Below are 17,216 nucleotides of genomic sequence, written 5' to 3' on the forward strand. Positions count from 1 at the left end.
TGTATCATGAATCTTTTATGGTTTTATACTGAACACCCTCCGGATATGAATACCCTGGGAGAATTAGGGTATGAGAAATAAAGAGAACGCTCGTCTACTACGTCAGGAGGATTATTCATGGGTAACCGTACATATTTGAACAAAGTGTTTTGGATTTCAGCTATTATTGTGTCCATCTTAGTTGTTTTTGGCGCTTCTTTTCCGAAACTTTTTGCACAAGGAGCGAATGCTGCATTTGGTTTCACCACCTATTCGTTTGGATGGTTTTATCTTGCGGCCGTGTTTTTCTTTGTGTTATTTCTACTGTTTCTTATGGGAAGTAAATACGGGAAAATACGACTCGGAAAGGATGACGAACGGCCACAGTATCCATTCTTCACCTGGATCGGGATGTTATTTTCCGCCGGGTTTGGAATCGGACTTGTGTTTTGGGGGATTGCAGAACCGATGAGTCATTTCTTTGAAACTCCGATCCCGGGTGTGGAAGTACAGACGGAAGAAGCCGCCCGCCTCGCAATGGGGTATGCCTTTTTCCACTGGGGAGTCAGTCAATGGTCGGTCTTTACGATTGTCGGGTTGATCATTGCCTACTTTCAATTTAGAAAAGGGGACAATGGACTCGTTTCCACTTCTCTCACTCCCATGATTGGTCAACGTAAAGGTTCACATGCTATTAAAAATACCATTGATATACTGGCGGTCATTGCAACCGTCATGGGTGTCGCTACTTCACTCGGCCTCGGGATTCTTCAGATCAATGGAGGATTGAGCTCCGTCTTTGGAATAGGGAGCGGCACGTTGACTCAATTGGTGATTGTATTGATCCTTCTCATCCTTTACTTAGCATCCTCCACAACAGGGCTTGATAAAGGCATTAAATGGCTCAGTAATCTCAATTTATCCTTGGCTCTTATTCTGATGCTCTTTGTGTTTATCGTCGGTCCGACAGTCTTTATCTTAAACACATTCACACTTGGAATCGGTGATTACATTTCGAATTTCATCCGCTACAGTCTTCGTCTCACACCTTATCAGGGAGGAACCTGGGTACAGGACTGGACGATTTTCTACTGGGCATGGGCCATTGCCTGGTCTCCATTTGTCGGTGCCTTTATCGCACGGGTATCACGAGGGAGGACAATCAGGGAATTTATTGTAGGCGTGCTTGTCGTTCCACCGCTCATTGCTCTCATGTGGATCGCCGTCTTTGGAGGAACTGCCCTTCACTTGGACTTATTCAGCGGTACCTCGATTGCGGAAGGGGTCAATAAAGATGTAACAAGTGCCTTATTTTCAACATATGGTGAACTTCCCTTTACCATGGTACTGTCTGTCTTATCGATTCTTTTGATCTTTACCTTTCTCATTACGTCGGCTGATTCAGCGACGTACATTTTAAGTAGTATGACGACAGAGGGGAGCTTAAATCCTCCAATGATCGTGAAGGTCGTTTGGGGAGTATTGATTGCCGCCATTGCAGCTGTATTGCTCGTATCCAGTGGTTTAGAGGGCTTACAGACTGCTTCTCTTGTATCTGCACTGCCATTCACGGCAATCCTGATTTTGATGTGTGTGACGTTATTCCGACTTCTCCGAAAAGAAAAGAAAGAAAGGTCCCGACCTGTAAAAAAATAGCCTTTGGCGTCTGAACTCATATAAAGAGTCAGGCGCTTTTTTCATTTTATACATTTTGAAAGGGTTTTCATTATTCGCTATAGAAGAATAGTATGGAGGTATATTTTTATAAGGGGGATGAAGATGAAAGGACTTATTTCATTATCTAACAAAATCATGCAGCGTTATTTGCCTGATCCATTTTTATTTGTGGTCATTTTAACGTTGGCTGTGTTCGGTCTTGGGCTCATTTTCACTGAAAGTTCGAGCCTTGAGATGGTTCAGTATTGGGGGGATGGATTCTGGAGCCTGCTCGCCTTTTCCATGCAGATGGTACTTGTCCTTGTGACAGGGTATGTCCTTGCGAGCAGTCCATTATTTAAACGTTTCCTCGGATTTCTTGCTTCGTTCGCCAAATCTCCCGGCTCTGCCATAGTGATCGTGACCGTCGTGTCCATGATTGCAAGCTGGATCAACTGGGGGTTCGGACTGGTCATCGGGGCATTGTTTGCAAAAGAACTGGCCAAACGGGTGAAGGGCGTCGATTACCGCTTGCTCATTGCCAGTGCCTACTCAGGATTTGTGGTCTGGCATGCAGGATTCTCCGGGTCGATCCCGTTATCGATTGCGACTGACGGTCATCCGTTCCAGGATTTGATCGGGGTCATCTCGACCAATGAAACCATCTTTGCAACATCCACTCTCATCATCGTGGCCGCATTATTCATCGTCCTGCCCATTACCAACAGGATGTTAATGCCAGCAAAAGATGAGACGATTACGGTTGATCCTGAGCTCTTCAATGAGACAGCTGCCACTCTTGAAAAAGAAGCGATGACCCCTGCCGACAAGCTTGAGAACAGTATGATCTTATCGATCATTGTCGCGGTACTCGGAATTGTGTTCTTATTTTCGTATTTTGTTAAAAATGGTTTCGCACTCAATTTAGATATCGTCAACTTTCTGTTTCTATTTCTGGGCATCCTCTTTCATGGTACGCCGAAGCGCTTCCTTGCGGCTGTACAGGAGGCCATTAAGGGGGCAAGCGGAATTGTCATCCAGTTCCCTTTCTACGCGGGAATCATGGGGATGATGACGGCATCCGGACTCGCTGTCGTCATGAGTGAAGCTTTCGTATCGATCTCAAATGATGTGACGTTCTACTTCTTTGCCTTCCTGAGCGCAGGGATTGTCAACTTCTTCGTTCCTTCCGGTGGAGGACAGTGGGCCGTTCAGGCTCCGATCATGCTCGATGCCGCTCAAACCCTCGATGCATCGGTCGCCAAGACCGCCATGGCCGTTGCATGGGGTGATGCATGGACCAATTTGATCCAGCCGTTCTGGGCTTTACCGGCTCTAGCCATCGCGGGACTGAAGGCAAAGGATATTATGGGCTACTGTGTGATTATCCTTGTCATCAGTGGAGTCGTCATTTCACTGGGGTTACTATTTTTATAACAGAAAAAGCGAAAGCACCATTCTCGTTGATGGTGCTTTTTTCTTGGATCAATAAAAAGGCCAGCCTCCCTGAGAGACCAGCCGTTATGTATGGACGTTCATTATCTATTATATTCGCATGTCTTCTAGCGTACACTTTCCCTTCTTTCCATCTCCCCTTCTAGCATCTCAATAAACTCTTCTTCCAACCCTTCTTCTTGTGCCAGTTGATACACATTGGTCAATTGCTCTTCAGTAAGTTTTGTTAAAGATGTCATCTATTACAACTCCTGACTATCTAAGGTATGAATTCTTTATACCCACTTAAAAAGAGGATAAACCTCTATTTTTCAAAATATAATATCTTTTATTGGTTCTATACTCACCTATGCCGGAGTTATTATTGAAATTTTTAAAAATTTTAGTAAAATGAAAGGTATACATAAAGATAGCGCTTTCTTTTTTGTATCATTATTTATTTTGATTTATCTATCACTCTATGTTTGACCTATCCCTTCTTTGGGAAAACCATCTGAGGGATACATACATGCCTTTCCGGGAATTTTCTATAGACAAATTTATATGTATGCATTAGAATGAATAATGTTTCATTTTTCCGTTACTGTTACTACTACTTCTGAGGTGAATTTATGAATCAGCAACATCGTTTTACACCAACCAGTCATTTACGCTTTATCATCCCTTCCTTATTGGGAGTTTTCTTATTTATGATACCGATTCCGGGGAAAGACGGAATTACGATACCGATCGCGGTCTTATCCGGACTTCTGCAGGACTGGATCGGCAGCTATGTACCGGCCATAATGACGGGGTTGATCATCCTGACAGTCATCGGGACGTTAGTCACCAAGCTCGCACAGCCGGATTTCATTAAAAAATCACCGTTTTTCACTAGTCTATTCGATGTTCGACCTGTATGGGCCGTTGTCAGAGTAGTCGGAGCCATCTTTGCCGTGATGACTCTGTTTAAATTAGGTCCTGAGTGGGTCTGGTCTGATGCAACAGGGGGACTTCTATTAAACGCGGACGGACTTCTTACCATTCTTTTTTCTGTATTTCTTTTTGCAGGACTCTTCCTGCCGCTATTATTGAATTTCGGACTACTGGAATTATTCGGGGCACTCTTAACGAAAATTATGCGCCCTGTATTTGGCCTTCCGGGTCGTTCTTCCATTGACTGCTTGGCGTCATGGCTGGGGGACGGTACGATCGGCGTATTATTGACAAGTAAACAATATGAAGATGGTTATTATACGAAGAAGGAAGCAGCGGTCATTGGGACAACCTTCTCAGTCGTATCCATCACTTTCTGCCTTGTTGTCATTTCACAGGTGAATCTTGGGGAATACTTCATTCCATTTTATCTGACTGTATCTGCCTCCGGACTCCTTGCAGCGATTATCCTGCCGAGGATACCGCCTCTATCCCGAAAGCCTGACACGTATTTCAATGGTCAGGAAGGGAAGAACACGATGGAAGAGATCCCTGAAGGTTATAGCCGGATCGGTTATGGCTACGAGCAGGCTCTTGTACAAGCAAAGAACAATAACAGTGCATCTAAGTTCTTCTCAGATGGAATGAAAAACGTGTTGGATATGTGGATGGGGGTCGCTCCCATCGTCATGGCAATCGGGACGACGGCTCTGATTGTAGCCGAGAATACGAAGTTCTTTGAATACATCGGTATGCCGCTTATCCCGATCCTGGAGCTCCTGCAAATCCCGGAAGCTACAGAAGCATCACGCTCCATCCTTGTCGGGTTTGCTGACATGTTCCTCCCGGCCATCTTCGGATCCGGAATTGAAAGTGAGCTGACGCGCTTTGTCATCGCCTGCTTATCTGTTACACAATTGATCTACATGTCTGAAGTTGGCGGACTGCTCCTTGGTTCCAAGATCCCGGTCGATTTCAAGGACTTGGTCATCATCTTCCTGCAGCGTACATTCTTGACATTACTTGTGATTGTAGCGATTGCTCATATGATCTTTTAAGAATAGGAAAACCCAGGTTCGCTTTCGAACCTGGTTTTTTTGATGGGAATAAGTATTATTGCTTTTAAACCACCGGAAACGTCACTTCCACCCTCGTTCCCTTGTTCACCTCAGAATCAATCTGAAGGGATCCTTTATGGTCTTCGATGATCTTTTGACTGATCGTTAGACCCAGTCCCATGCCCTTTTCCTTCAGGGTGAAGAACGGCTCTCCCAGTCGTTTCAAACGATCTGGAGGGATACCGGTCCCCTCATCCTCGATGATGATATGAATGGACTCATTCCTTATTTTCCAGTCGACATCAATTTCCCCTTCATCCATGGATTCAATGGCGTTTTTAATGATGTTGATAAACACCTGGATGCATTGATTCTTGTCACCAAATACAAGAATCGGGGATGTAGGGAGCTTGATGTTCAACGTGATTCCCTTCAGAAGCGCTTCATGTCCCATGACTTTGACCACATATCGCAGCACTTCACTCATATCAAAAGACTGGAATTCCCTCATTTGGGGTTTCGATAAGATAAGCAGTTCTCCGACAATCTGGTTGATCCTGTCCATTTCGGATGACATGACCTTAAGATAGTGACCTGACACATGCTCATTTTCTTCCAATAATTGAATGAAGCCTTTGATACTTGTCAGGGGATTCCTGATTTCATGTGCGATCCCCGCTGCCAGCTCTCCCACTACGGAAAGCTTTTCTTTCCGTAACAGCATTTCTTCGGCGATCTTCTGCTGGGAAATATCCCTGCCGATGATGACAAGGCCCTTTCTTTCATGGTTCGAGTGGAATAGTGGGACTTTAATGACATCAAAGGTCTTAAACTCCCCGTTCGGCAGAAAGAACCCTTCTTCACAGCGTGTCACCTGTTCCGCCTTCCATGACTCTTCATCGGAATCGATGCAATAGTCGAAAGCGTCTTTGAAGAAAGGCACAAGTTCCCCAAGATCCCGGTCCGTCTTGCCGACATAATCGATGTCTTCCAAATTGTACAGCCTGCGACCAAATTGATTGACCTTCAACCAGCGCCCGTCTCCATCCTTGAAGCACACAAAGTCCGGGAGCGAATGAAGGAGGGTGGATAGCTGATTTTCTTCTTCCAACAGCTTTTGGTGCCGCATCATGAACCGGTTGCCCCTTTTTAACAGGATGAGGAGAACCGCCACTATGGCGCACATGAGAAGGAGTGAAGCGATGAAGTCCCATGGTGAATCAAGGATGAGTAGGTCGATGACCTGTAATACGGATAGAGCCATGAGTATTATGATTAACTTGTGGAATGTCGGTTCCTTACCATTCACTTTTTCTGCCATCTAAGTCACCAGCCTCACTCTTACTTTCAATGATTTATAGGTTGTATCGGTGCAATTCAACGTCTGTAAAATCTAAAGGTTGGTAGCCTGCATGTTATATAGTTCATATGTACCACCATCCCATTTATAAGAAACCTTTTATTATTGACATTTCATACTGTTTCTGTTGAATTTCTTTTTTCTGTTAATTGAAGTATATCATGTCCCCGTCAATAAATGTCATTTTTTGTCGCATATTAAACTCTGTGGAACATAAAAAAAGGGTCCCTCTGACCTGCAGAGGGATCCTTAAACTTACTTCGTTTTTAATTTATTCAGCATATCTGCCGTCATCTTGGCTAAATCGTATTCTGCTTTAAAGCCCCATTCGTTCATGGCTGCACTGGAGTCGATGGCGTTTGGCCAACTCTCTGCAATGCTCTGGCGAACGGGATCAACGTTATAATTCAGTTTGAAGTCCGGCTGGTGAACGCGGATCGCCCCGGCGATGTCTTCAGGCGCCACGCTCATGGCTGACACATTGAAGGAATTACGGTGCAGAAGCTTAGATCCGTCCGCTTCCATCAGGTCGATGATCGCATTAAGGGCGTCTGGCATATACATCATATCCATGTAAGTACCCTCACCAATATAGGAAGTATACTCATTATGTTTAATCGCTTCGTAGTAGATTTCTACCGCATAGTCCGTCGTTCCACCACCTGGGAGGGTTTCATATGAAATCAGTCCAGGGAAACGCAATCCTCTTGTATCCACTCCGAATTTCGTGAAGTAGTAATCTGAAAGAAGCTCACCGGATACTTTGTTCACTCCGTACATGGTCGTAGGGCGCATGATCGTATCCTGAGGCGTTGAATCCTTCGGTGTAGATGGACCGAATGCTCCGATGGAACTCGGTGTGAAGAATTGGCAGCCTAATTCTCTTGATGTCTCAAGGGCATTCACAAGTCCGCCCATGTTCAGGTTCCATGCAAGCAGCGGCTTCGCTTCTGCAGTCGCGGATAAGAGAGCGGCCAGGTGAATGACCGTATCCACTTTATGTGTTTTAGCAATATCAAACATTTTCTCGCCATTGGTGACGTCAAGTTGTTCAAACGGTCCATTTTTCACGACCGGACTATCGGTTTCACGGATATCCGTTGCAATGACGTTATCCGAACCGTATACTTCGCGCATTCTATTGGTGAGCTCGGAGCCGATTTGTCCAAGTGCACCCGTTACTAAAATCTTTTTCATCGTCTTTCCTCCTGCATTTACCTTTGGTGATATCGTAAACATAGAGGGCCGGCTATGTAAGTCGCACCCTATACGATTTGTACTGTTTGATTAGATAATACCCATTTCTTTTCCGACTTTCTCATACGCTGCAATCGCCTGATCAAGCATTTCCTTCGTATGTGCAGCGGAAGGCATGTTTCTGACACGGCCTGTTCCCCTTGGTACAGTCGGGAACACGATGGATTTAGCATAAATCCCTTCTTCATACAGACGCTTACTGAAGTTCTGCGTTGCCTGTTCCTCACCGATGATGACAGGTGTGATAGGTGTTTCACTTTTTCCGATATCGAATCCAAGCTTCGTCAGCTCTTCTTTCAAATAACGGCTGTTTTCCCACATGTTATCCTGTAGTTCTGTGGAATTCATGATCAGATCAAGTGCTTCCGTACAAGCCGTCACATCTGCAGGTGTCAAGGATGTAGAGAATAGGAATGGACGGGAACGGACCTTTAACCAATCGATCAGGTTTTGTGTTCCGGCCACATATCCGCCGACTACCCCGATTGCTTTCGATAACGTACCCATTTGGAAGTCGACTTTATCAGACAGACCAAAGTGCTTGACTGTCCCTGCACCTTTTCCAAGGACACCGGAACCGTGGGCATCGTCTACATACGTCATGATATCGAACTCTTCAGCGATCTCAACGATTTCAGGAAGCTTACATACATCCCCGTCCATGGAGAATACGCCGTCTGTGATGATCATGATTTTGTTGTATTGACCGGATTCCTTCGCTTCTTTCGCTTTTGCACGAAGATCTTCCATATCAGAGTGACCAAAACGGATGATCTTGGCTTTTGATAGACGGCATCCGTCAATGATGGATGCGTGATTCAGTTCATCTGAAAGGATGGCATCATTTTTGTCCATTACCGCTGAAATAGCCGCCATATTACAGTTGAAACCGGATTGATACGCAATCGCCGCTTCTGTTCCTTTGAATTTCGCAAGCTTTTCCTCAAGCTTCACGTGAAGATCCAGCGTACCGTTGATCGTACGGACCGCTCCTGCTCCCACACCATATTCTTTCACGGCTTCAATCGCTACCTTTTTCAGGCGTTCATCTGTAGCAAGTCCAAGATAGTTATTGGAAGATAGGTTCACGAGCTTTTTCCCATTAATGGTGATCACCGGTCCATTTGCACCTTGCAATGGATCGATTTCATTATACAAACCGCGTGATTTTAAATCTTCAAGATTTTCTTGTAGAAAGTGATCTAATGTCTTGCTTGTCATATACTCGTCCTCCTGTTATGTAAGCGTTTTAAAAACAAATGTCCACTCCAAAAATACAGTATTTATCAGTTGATTCTTTGTGTTTTCTAAGGATTGTTCTATTTTTTAGTTTAACATGTTTTTTTGTGATGGACAAAAAATATCTTCAGATTTCGGTTTAATAGTAGTGTTCCCTTAATGGTATAAGTTAGTTGATTTTATTTGGGGGAAAAATAAAAGATGAACAAAAGCCGTCACTTCTGTTCATCCACGTTTGTTATTTACTTATCCTGCTTTTTACCCGGTGTTCGAGTATGGCTTCGTGCATTCTTCTCAGGGCAAGGTCGACCCGTTCTTTAGGGCAGGCGATGTTCATCCGGACGAAGGATTGGCCGCTTTCTCCGAATTTGAAGCCTTCGTCAAATTTGACCCGGGCTTTTTCCAGGAAGAATCTGCAAAGCTCATCCCCCTGCATGTCGAGATCTGAGCAGTCGATCCAGATCAGATGGGTGGCCTGTGGCTGGATGGCCCGGAGTTCCGGCAGATGCTGATCCAGATAGTTATGAACATACTGTTTATTCTCTTCCAACACCATCAGGAGCTCATTCAGCCATGGTTCCCCTTCCTCATATGCCGCGATGGTACCCTCAATCCCGAACACATTCGGGCGCATCAGTCCAAAGCCGGTGAGCTTGTCCTGATACCTTTCCCTTACCTCTTCATTCGGGATAAGGAGGATGGAGGTTTGCAACCCCGCTATGTTAAACGTTTTACTTGGAGCGGCACATACTATGCTTCTCTTAAGCAGACTCTCATCCACTTTAAAGAGAGGAATATGTTCAAATCCTTCGTACACTAAATCACCGTGCATTTCGTCAGAGATGATCCATAAATCATGACGTTTGGCGATATCACCGATTTTCGACAGTTCCTCATTCGTCCACACCCGACCGACAGGATTATGCGGGCTGCAAAGGATAAGGATCTTGGTTCTTGACCGGCTCGCTTTCTCTTCCAGATCGTCGAAATCGATGGAATACACGCCATCTTTGTAGAGTAACGTATTCTTCACCACCGAACAGCCGTGATTCTCGATCGTGCTATAGAAAGGATAATAAACCGGATCCTGAATGATGACACCGTCTCCAGGCTCAGTCAGCACGGACAACAGTACATTGATTCCGGGAATGATCCCGGGACTGAAGCTGATCCACTCTTTCTTAATATCCATCTGGAAACGCCTTTTCCACCATGACATAATGGACTCAAAGTATCGATCGCTAAATGTCGTATAGCCGTAAATGCCGTGCCGGGCCTTCTTGTTCATTGCTTCCACAATGGCAGAAGAAACCTGGAAGTCCATATCTGCTATACACATAGGGATCACATCCCCTTTTGGAAACGACCATTTAACGGAGTGTGTATTCGTTCTCTCGATGCAATCATTCCAATTCATATCCCAATGCCCCTCTCAAATCTATCTTTCTTTACTTTATACTAGATTGGGGCCTGGGTGAATACCTGAAAAATAAATAGGAAATTCCCCTTATCTCTTTTCATGACCCCTTGCTACTTTCCCGTTTTCTCCACCTTAGCTTTTCGATTCACATGCTTCAATCCTTCCCGAATGCTGAGTGGAGCCAACTCCTCTGAAGCGATGAAACGTTTCACCGATTCGGGATTCGTTTTTGAATACTCCCTCAGGGCCCAGCCAATGGCCTTTTGGATAAAGAATTCATTGGATTGATGGTGCATGTTGATATATCTGAAAAGGCGTGCCTCATCGGTTTTTTCTTTATATTTCAATTGATGGAGTATAGCGATGCGATTCAACCACATATTATCTGATTGAATCCATTTCTCTAAGTATGTGTCATCTTCTTCTTTTTGATAGATTTTCCCTACATGATTAGGTGCGATATGATCAATCGTATCCCACCAGGATTTCGTTACAATCATTTCTTCCAAAAGGGGAAGATGCTCTTTTGTTAAGTATCTTGATTGTTTATCGATCAGGCCGAGAGCGGCGTATTGACATTCCCGCTGAGGGCAGGACCAGAGAGAACGGACAATATCAGGCAATTCTTCAATAGGCGGCTTACCGTTCTCCTTCAGAAAATCACGGAGCAAGACAGTGCGTTCCGGACTCCTAATGCCAAAGAACTCAAATTGATTTCTCATATACGCTTCCATGGCTTCCCTGTTTTCACTGTTTTGATGATCGTTCAATAGGGCAATCAGTTTATCAGCATACTCATGACTCATGTAACGTCTCCTCCTTTTGACTCCGTTCCTCACATTCAAAACAACAACTCTTTCCATCCCCCATTTGAACACCGTTAAAGAAACCGTCAAAACAATAGAGGGGCTTTTGACAGAGATAACAATAGTCTACAAGCTCTTTCATACTCCCACCCATTCCTTCTCACATAATAGATCCCAAATACCAGAACTCTATTCATACTTCTGGATGATCGTTTGAAATCCCTTTTAGGCTGTAAAAAAAGACAACCCTTAGCTTGCTAAAGGATTGTCTCGTTTTGTCATCTGTCTTGCAATGAGAAAGTGTAACAGCTTTTTGCTTTGAGGCAATGAAAATCCAACGATGGAACCGAGTCCCAAGGCGATGATCACGGTACCGACCCCGACAGGACCACCCAATAACCACCCGAAGAAGAACACGATGATTTCCATTCCATTCCGAACCCATTGAACTTTCCAACCCGTTTTCTCAACGACCAGCAGCATGAGACTATCCCGCGGTCCCGCTCCGAGGTCCGCTGATACGTACAGACCGATTCCATACCCGATCACTACGATCCCAATGGCAAACACGATGGCCTGCGCCAGGAAAGAATGGGGGTCAGGCAGTATAAAATTGAATACATCTATGAAAATGCCAATTAACAGCATATTGATAAAAGCACCGGCTTTAGGAAATGACCTGGTCCCAAGACCTGTCACAAACAGGATGATGAAGCCCACAATGATGGACCACGTCCCGATCGTCAGACCAAGCTGCTTGAATAACCCATAATGGAATACATCCCAAGGTCCGATTCCAAGGTCTTTCCCCTTGATCGTCAAGCTGATGCCAAACGACAGCACGAGCAGTCCCACAAAGAAGAATGACCAGCGTAAACTCTTTTCTTTATTCATGAAAATCCCTTCCTACACCATAGTCAGTTCATTTATTACCCGGATAACTGTATCACAGATTTCCGGACAAAAAAATTTCATAAAGCCTATGGGTTTAGTGGGGATAAATCACCTTCTACTCTTCAATCAACTCAATGATTTCTCCATCGGGACCAAAGAAAAAAGCCACTTTCCATCCATTTTCAAGAAGAAGAGGGCCTTCCACAGGCACCAGTCCCTTCTCTTTTACGGATTCAACTTCCTTTTCAAGGTCGTCGGCTTCCAATGCGATATGAAGGAATGCACAGGTTGAGCCACCCTCTCCGGATTCCTCTATGAGCTCCAACCGGCAATCCCCCTTTTTCAGAAACATGATGTTCTCACTTCCCCACTTAAAAACCATTTCTTCCTTAAAGCCAAAGTGGGATTGATAAAATTCCTTTGACCTCTCCAGGCTCTTTACATTTATCCCAATGTGATGAAGTCTCATATCCATTCTCCTTACAAAATGATATTCATATCTCCGAATTCATGCCATTTATAGTTTTTTGCCAGGGCCGTTTGATAGGCATGACGCAATTTGTCCTCGGACATGAACGCCTTTAAGAGATTCAAATGACTCGCTTCCGGTTCGTGCAGCCCTGTAATGAGGCCGTCTACGATTTGGAGGGATGTATCGCCGGTTATATACAGATTTGTAACACCTTCAGCAGGCTGCAGCTGCCCGTGCTGCGTCATGACCGTCTCAAGTGCCCGTACCACCGTCGTGCCCACTGCAATGACCCTTTTCCCCCGATTCTTTACGTGGAGGATCTCGTTAACCGCTTCAGGACTCACCCGATAGTCTTCGGGGTGGTGCTTTGGCATCGGCCAACGATCATTCCCATAATAACTTAAACCTGCGTGGAGCTGGATGAACACAATGCCCACCCCTTTTTCCTTTAAGGCTTGTAATAACCTCCACGTAAAAGCCCTTCCGGCGGAGGCCATTTCAACGGATCCCGGTACCGATCCATACACATTCTGGTAATAATCCAGGGGCCAGGGCTCCGAGATGTATTCATAACGGATGGGCTCGCCGTATTTGAAAATGAAGTCCATCAGTTCACTGCCACCCTTGTTGAACTCCAGCTGTACAAGGGGGCTTTCACTTCCTGGACCCTTTATGCGCCCAGATACCCCTCCTGGAAAATCAATCGGTTCCCCCGCTTGATGGACGTCCCCAAGGATGAGGGCATCCCACGTGTTACCGCCTCGTTTTCTGGAAAGGCGAACATGGACATTCCGGTTTCCCTGCTTCCCTTTGAGTGAAGCGGGAAGTGTTCTGCTGTTATTAAAAACAAGCACATCCCCCTCATGTAAAAAATCAGGCAGCTTTTTAAATACAGTATGTTCACACTTACCGTACTCACGGTCCAGCACCATCAGCTTGACGTCATCCCTTTCAAGCCCCTGAAGCTCGATGGGTGTCGCCGCGTTCAAACGGGAAGGGATTTGAAATGAATTTAAATGTACCTTCATGCCTCCTCCCTCGCTTTCCCTTGATATTCCTGCGCTTCAAACCTCTGACCTTGTTCCATTGTCGAAGCATCAGAGGCGAGGTAAAGAAAGACATCCAGGTGATCTTGTGGATTTGCAAGGGGATAATCACATTCGGGTACCGCCTTGTCGTGCATATCCGTGTCCATCTCACCCGGATCCACCATGTTCACCCGCACACCCGTCCCGTCGAGCTCATCAGCCCACGTTTGAGTCAGTCCCTCCACCGCGAATTTTGAAATACCATACGCTCCCCATTCCCCGAAACCTGTTCGGCCCGCTTCTGACGTTATATTTATGATGGACCCCGTCCCCCTGCTGATCATACCTGGGAGAACCCGTTTCGTTACTAAAAATGGGTTCAACGTATTGATCCTGAGCACCTCCATAAACTCTTCCTCGGGATAATCTGCCAACAGGCGTGGTCCCGGCCCAAACACAGAAGCATTATTTATCAGGACATCCACACTCCCCCACACTTCCTCTGTTACCGACACGAAGCGATCAACATCCCGTGCATTCGAAACATCTGCCTCACAAGCCACCACTTCAGCCCCCCATGCCCTCAGTTCTTCTTCAACTTCCTTTAGTGGACCGGCGTTTCTTGCACAGATGGCCACCTTTGCCCCTTCTTCTGCAAACTTCATGGCCAAAGCCTTCCCGAGTCCCTTTGAAGCACCCGTTATCATGACGATTTTGTGTTTGAACATATTCCATACCCCTTTCATTTCTCTTGTTATTCACATTGTATGAAATACTCAAAGGCAAAAAATCGTCTATTCGGGGTTGAACCTTATAGAAAATTAGATGTAGCACACTCTCAGCCTTTTGATGTATCCCAGCAAAAAACACGAACATTAATACTAGAAATACACTTTATATTCGTGTTACAATGAATTTGAAGATAATTAGAGCAGTGACTGGCGAAAATGTGGAATCAACCACGAGGGAGCTGCGAATTTTACAAAACATGAGCCATTAGCCGTTCGCCTGGGCAGAAGGCAAGGGGATACCCTTGTCTTTTTTTACTACTATCAGGAGGGATTGCAGTGGAACCACTAGTATTAGACGGGAAACTTGTTGCATCTGAAATTAAGGAAAGCCTGAAATCAAGAGTAGCTGCACTAAAGGAGAAGGGAATCACTCCGTGTCTTGCAACGGTGCTCGTGGGAGATGATCCATCTTCTGCCACGTACGTCAAGATGAAGGGTAACGCCTGTGCGAAGATCGGCATGGAATCAAGACGCATCCACCTTTCAAAAGAAACGACAACAGAAGAACTGCTTGAGGTGATCGGGGAGCTGAATGACGACTCTTCCGTACATGGGATTCTCTTACAGCACCCGGTACCTCATCATATCGACGAACGTGCTGCCTTTGAAGCCATTTCCATTGAAAAGGATGTGGACGGGGTCACGAGCCTCGGGTTCGGTCAAAATTCTTTGGGATTCGGTGAATATCCATCCTGCACCCCGGCAGCCATCATGAGCATCATTGATTACTATGGAGTCTCCCTTGAAGGGAAGCACGCCGTCGTGGTTGGAAGAAGTCCGATCCTGGGTAAACCCGTTTCCATGATGTTATTGAACCGGAACGCTACCGTGACGACATGTCACTCCTATACAGAAAATCTCCCTGACCTTCTGGCCACTGCTGATATTGTCGTGGCAGCTGTAGGCAAGCCGAATTTCATTCAAGGGGAATGGGTAAAAGAAGGTGCTGTCGTCCTTGATGCCGGCTACAACAAGGGGAACGTCGGAGACATCGATTATGATGCGTGCTATGAAAAGGCAAGTGCCATCACACCCGTACCAGGCGGGGTCGGTCCTGTCACGATTTCCATGCTATTAAAGCAAACCGTTGAATCTGCAGAGAAAGATGCCCGTATTCTGCAGAATTCATAAAAACGCTCCATGAGAGACTGGCTTTAGCCGGTCTCTTTTTTTCTTTGTTCTTACTTATTTTTTCTTCAAATCGGGAGAGAATGGTAAGGAATAGAAAGCTAAAGGAGCGTTCATATGGATACACATCAACAAAATGCATTTTCCCACACACCGGAGCCTTACTGGAGAGAAACGAGTAAACTCCCTGTATTTAAAAAGCTGGATCAAAATCTGAAAGTGGACGTAACCGTTGTCGGAGGTGGGATAGCAGGGATCACCACTGCTTACCTGTTGGCAAAAGGCGGGAAGAAGGTTGCCCTCATAGACGCCGATCACGTATTGAACGGCACGACAGGTCATACAACCGCCAAAATTTCGGCACAGCACGGATTGATTTATGATGAACTCATCCAACACTTCGGGGAAGAGTTCGCAAGGAAATATTATCTGTCCCAATCAAAGGCTATCCAGTTCATCAAGGACACCATTCACAACGAAAACATGGACTGTCATTTTTCAGAAGAAGACGCCTATGTGTATGCAACGACCGACCAATATGCTGAGAAGATCGAAAAGGAATATGAAGCGTATCAGAAGTTGGATATATCAGGTGAGCTGACAGAAAACATCCCTTTCGACCTGGACATCAAAAAAGCGGTGATGATGAAAAAACAGGCTCAATTTCATCCCTTGAAGTATTTAAAAGCCTTGATTGATTCTTATACGGGATTTGGCGGCCAAATCTATGAAGGAACGGCTGCCAAGACGATCAATGAAGGAGATAGCACGCAGGTTGTGACCTCTGATGGTTATCATCTCGATAGTGAATATGTGGTCATCTGCTCCCACTTCCCCTTTTATGATGGCATGGGATTCTATTTTACGAAAATGCATGCAGAACGCTCGTACATCATCGGTGTGAAAGCCAAGAAGGATTATCCGGGAGGCATGTATATCAGCGCAGACGAACCCACTCGTTCCCTCCGTTATGAAGTGGATGAAAAAGGGGAAAAACTAATCCTGATTGGTGGGGATAAGCATAAGACGGGGCAAGGAAAAGATACGATGGACCACTACAGGGCTCTTGAGGAATTCGGGGAAGAGGTTGTCGGTGTAGAGGAAATACGGTATCGCTGGTCCGCACAGGACTTGATCACCCTTGATAAAGTGCCTTATATCGGAAAGCTGACAGAAAAGCACGCATCGATTTTTGTCGCAACTGGCTTTAATAAGTGGGGAATGACTTCCGGTACTCTAGCCGGCCAGATTCTCTCTGACCAGATCTTAGGAAATCATCACATTTATGCAGACATCTACTCCCCTTCAAGATTTGTTGCTGACCCAAGTATCAAGCATTTTTTCAAGGAGAATCTCAATGTAGCCGGCGAGCTCATGAAAGGAAAACTCCAAATTCCATCTAAAAAGCCCGGGGACCTTGAGAAAGGGGAAGGCGATGTCGTCAATTTGAACGGGCGCCGATGTGGAGGATTCCGTGATGAAAACGGAAAACTACATGTCGTGGACACTACATGTACCCATCTCGGATGCGAAACCGAGTGGAATCACGGAGACCACACCTGGGACTGCCCTTGTCACGGCTCACGCTTCTCCATTGACGGAGACGTCATCGAAGGCCCTGCCAAGAAACCCCTCACAAGGTTTGACGTGAACGATGGAGGGACGGACCTCTAGAGTATATGTGTTTTTTTGTCGAATATAGCCTGGGAAATAAACTGAAAAACCAAGGTATCTGACATATTTTGTCGCATGGTACAG

15 protein-coding genes and 1 riboswitch are annotated in these 17,216 nt (G+C 45.5%); of the genes, 5 read left to right on the plus strand and 10 right to left on the minus strand.

The genetic code is table 11. The features are described 5' to 3' along the window. Window positions 1–117 precede the first annotated feature (117 nt). Window positions 118–1,635, plus strand: coding sequence for a BCCT family transporter (locus M1J35_RS02160; protein WP_254652664.1), 1,518 nt, complete (start codon window positions 118–120; stop codon window positions 1,633–1,635). A 123-nt stretch (window positions 1,636–1,758) separates the two neighbouring features. Further along, entirely contained in the window at window positions 1,759–3,072 is a 1,314-nt protein-coding gene (locus M1J35_RS02165) for a short-chain fatty acid transporter (RefSeq protein ID WP_254652665.1), read from the plus strand. Between the two features lie 125 nt (window positions 3,073–3,197). Here M1J35_RS02165 and sda read toward each other — a convergent pair whose 3' ends face one another. Further along, the gene (gene sda, locus M1J35_RS02170; RefSeq protein WP_079532306.1) at window positions 3,198–3,329 is read right to left on the minus strand and encodes a sporulation histidine kinase inhibitor Sda; all 132 of its coding nucleotides are present in this window, start codon (window positions 3,327–3,329) and stop codon (window positions 3,198–3,200) included. A gap of 372 nt (window positions 3,330–3,701) precedes the next feature. On the opposite strand from sda, the gene M1J35_RS02175 reads away from it, so the two are divergent. Continuing rightward, window positions 3,702–5,063 carry a YjiH family protein gene (locus M1J35_RS02175; protein ID WP_224522500.1) on the plus strand — a complete coding sequence of 454 codons (1,362 nt, stop codon included), beginning with the start codon at window positions 3,702–3,704 and terminating at the stop codon, window positions 5,061–5,063. Between the two features lie 64 nt (window positions 5,064–5,127). Here the strand turns inward: M1J35_RS02175 and M1J35_RS02180 are convergent, their stop codons facing one another. The 9 genes from M1J35_RS02180 to M1J35_RS02220 form a co-directional block, all read right to left on the minus strand. Further along, on the minus strand, window positions 5,128–6,384 hold the full coding sequence (locus M1J35_RS02180) for an ATP-binding protein (RefSeq protein ID WP_254652666.1): 1,257 nt from the start codon (window positions 6,382–6,384) through the stop codon (window positions 5,128–5,130). A gap of 294 nt (window positions 6,385–6,678) precedes the next feature. After that, the gene (locus M1J35_RS02185) at window positions 6,679–7,620 is read right to left on the minus strand and encodes an L-threonine 3-dehydrogenase (protein WP_254652667.1); all 942 of its coding nucleotides are present in this window, start codon (window positions 7,618–7,620) and stop codon (window positions 6,679–6,681) included. Window positions 7,621–7,710: 90 nt separating this feature from the next. Next, window positions 7,711–8,901: a glycine C-acetyltransferase gene (locus tag M1J35_RS02190; protein ID WP_254652668.1), complete on the minus strand. Its 1,191-nt coding sequence runs from the start codon at window positions 8,899–8,901 to the stop codon at window positions 7,711–7,713. Window positions 8,902–9,157: 256 nt separating this feature from the next. After that, window positions 9,158–10,336, minus strand: a complete 1,179-nt coding sequence (locus M1J35_RS02195) for a MalY/PatB family protein (protein WP_254652669.1) — start codon at window positions 10,334–10,336, stop codon at window positions 9,158–9,160. Window positions 10,337–10,449: 113 nt separating this feature from the next. Further along, the gene (locus M1J35_RS02200; RefSeq protein ID WP_254652670.1) at window positions 10,450–11,145 is read right to left on the minus strand and encodes a DNA alkylation repair protein; all 696 of its coding nucleotides are present in this window, start codon (window positions 11,143–11,145) and stop codon (window positions 10,450–10,452) included. Between the two features lie 249 nt (window positions 11,146–11,394). Beyond that, a complete protein-coding gene (locus M1J35_RS02205; RefSeq protein WP_254652671.1) occupies window positions 11,395–12,039 on the minus strand; it encodes a YczE/YyaS/YitT family protein in 645 nt (214 codons plus the stop codon). 115 nt (window positions 12,040–12,154) lie between these two features. Beyond that, window positions 12,155–12,508 (minus strand): VOC family protein, encoded by a 354-nt coding sequence (locus M1J35_RS02210; protein WP_254652672.1) that lies wholly within the window; start codon window positions 12,506–12,508, stop codon window positions 12,155–12,157. A gap of 11 nt (window positions 12,509–12,519) precedes the next feature. Then, window positions 12,520–13,539, minus strand: a complete 1,020-nt coding sequence (locus M1J35_RS02215) for an S-adenosylmethionine:tRNA ribosyltransferase-isomerase (protein WP_254652673.1) — start codon at window positions 13,537–13,539, stop codon at window positions 12,520–12,522. Beyond that, entirely contained in the window at window positions 13,536–14,267 is a 732-nt protein-coding gene (locus M1J35_RS02220) for an SDR family NAD(P)-dependent oxidoreductase (RefSeq protein ID WP_254652674.1), read from the minus strand. The genes M1J35_RS02215 and M1J35_RS02220 overlap by 4 nt, the downstream gene beginning before the upstream one ends. A gap of 196 nt (window positions 14,268–14,463) precedes the next feature. Continuing rightward, a riboswitch (ZMP/ZTP riboswitch) is annotated at window positions 14,464–14,560 on the plus strand. 40 nt (window positions 14,561–14,600) lie between these two features. Between M1J35_RS02220 and M1J35_RS02225 the strand changes: the two genes are divergently transcribed. Together M1J35_RS02225 and M1J35_RS02230 are read left to right on the plus strand one after the other, a co-directional pair. Further along, window positions 14,601–15,461: a bifunctional 5,10-methylenetetrahydrofolate dehydrogenase/5,10-methenyltetrahydrofolate cyclohydrolase gene (locus M1J35_RS02225; RefSeq protein ID WP_254653675.1), complete on the plus strand. Its 861-nt coding sequence runs from the start codon at window positions 14,601–14,603 to the stop codon at window positions 15,459–15,461. A gap of 114 nt (window positions 15,462–15,575) precedes the next feature. Next, window positions 15,576–17,132, plus strand: a complete 1,557-nt coding sequence (locus M1J35_RS02230; RefSeq protein WP_254652675.1) for an FAD-dependent oxidoreductase — start codon at window positions 15,576–15,578, stop codon at window positions 17,130–17,132. Window positions 17,133–17,216 lie beyond the last annotated feature (84 nt).

It is taken from the genome of Rossellomorea sp. KS-H15a, from assembly GCF_024195245.1.
Taxonomy (GTDB): domain Bacteria; phylum Bacillota; class Bacilli; order Bacillales; family Bacillaceae_B; genus Rossellomorea; species Rossellomorea vietnamensis.

What these genes read in the sequence shown, in the direction of transcription:
- M1J35_RS02160 (WP_254652664.1), top strand. Translation starts at nt 118, where the DNA reads ATGGGTAACCGTACATATTTGAACAAAGTGTTTTGGATTTCAGCTATT.
- M1J35_RS02165 (WP_254652665.1), top strand. Translation starts at nt 1,759, where the DNA reads ATGAAAGGACTTATTTCATTATCTAACAAAATCATGCAGCGTTATTTG.
- sda (WP_079532306.1), bottom strand. Translation starts at nt 3,329, where the DNA reads ATGACATCTTTAACAAAACTTACTGAAGAGCAATTGACCAATGTGTAT.
- M1J35_RS02175 (WP_224522500.1), top strand. Translation starts at nt 3,702, where the DNA reads ATGAATCAGCAACATCGTTTTACACCAACCAGTCATTTACGCTTTATC.
- M1J35_RS02180 (WP_254652666.1), bottom strand. Translation starts at nt 6,384, where the DNA reads ATGGCAGAAAAAGTGAATGGTAAGGAACCGACATTCCACAAGTTAATC.
- M1J35_RS02185 (WP_254652667.1), bottom strand. Translation starts at nt 7,620, where the DNA reads ATGAAAAAGATTTTAGTAACGGGTGCACTTGGACAAATCGGCTCCGAG.
- M1J35_RS02190 (WP_254652668.1), bottom strand. Translation starts at nt 8,901, where the DNA reads ATGACAAGCAAGACATTAGATCACTTTCTACAAGAAAATCTTGAAGAT.
- M1J35_RS02195 (WP_254652669.1), bottom strand. Translation starts at nt 10,336, where the DNA reads ATGAATTGGAATGATTGCATCGAGAGAACGAATACACACTCCGTTAAA.
- M1J35_RS02200 (WP_254652670.1), bottom strand. Translation starts at nt 11,145, where the DNA reads ATGAGTCATGAGTATGCTGATAAACTGATTGCCCTATTGAACGATCAT.
- M1J35_RS02205 (WP_254652671.1), bottom strand. Translation starts at nt 12,039, where the DNA reads ATGAATAAAGAAAAGAGTTTACGCTGGTCATTCTTCTTTGTGGGACTG.
- M1J35_RS02210 (WP_254652672.1), bottom strand. Translation starts at nt 12,508, where the DNA reads ATGAGACTTCATCACATTGGGATAAATGTAAAGAGCCTGGAGAGGTCA.
- M1J35_RS02215 (WP_254652673.1), bottom strand. Translation starts at nt 13,539, where the DNA reads ATGAAGGTACATTTAAATTCATTTCAAATCCCTTCCCGTTTGAACGCG.
- M1J35_RS02220 (WP_254652674.1), bottom strand. Translation starts at nt 14,267, where the DNA reads ATGTTCAAACACAAAATCGTCATGATAACGGGTGCTTCAAAGGGACTC.
- M1J35_RS02230 (WP_254652675.1), top strand. Translation starts at nt 15,576, where the DNA reads ATGGATACACATCAACAAAATGCATTTTCCCACACACCGGAGCCTTAC.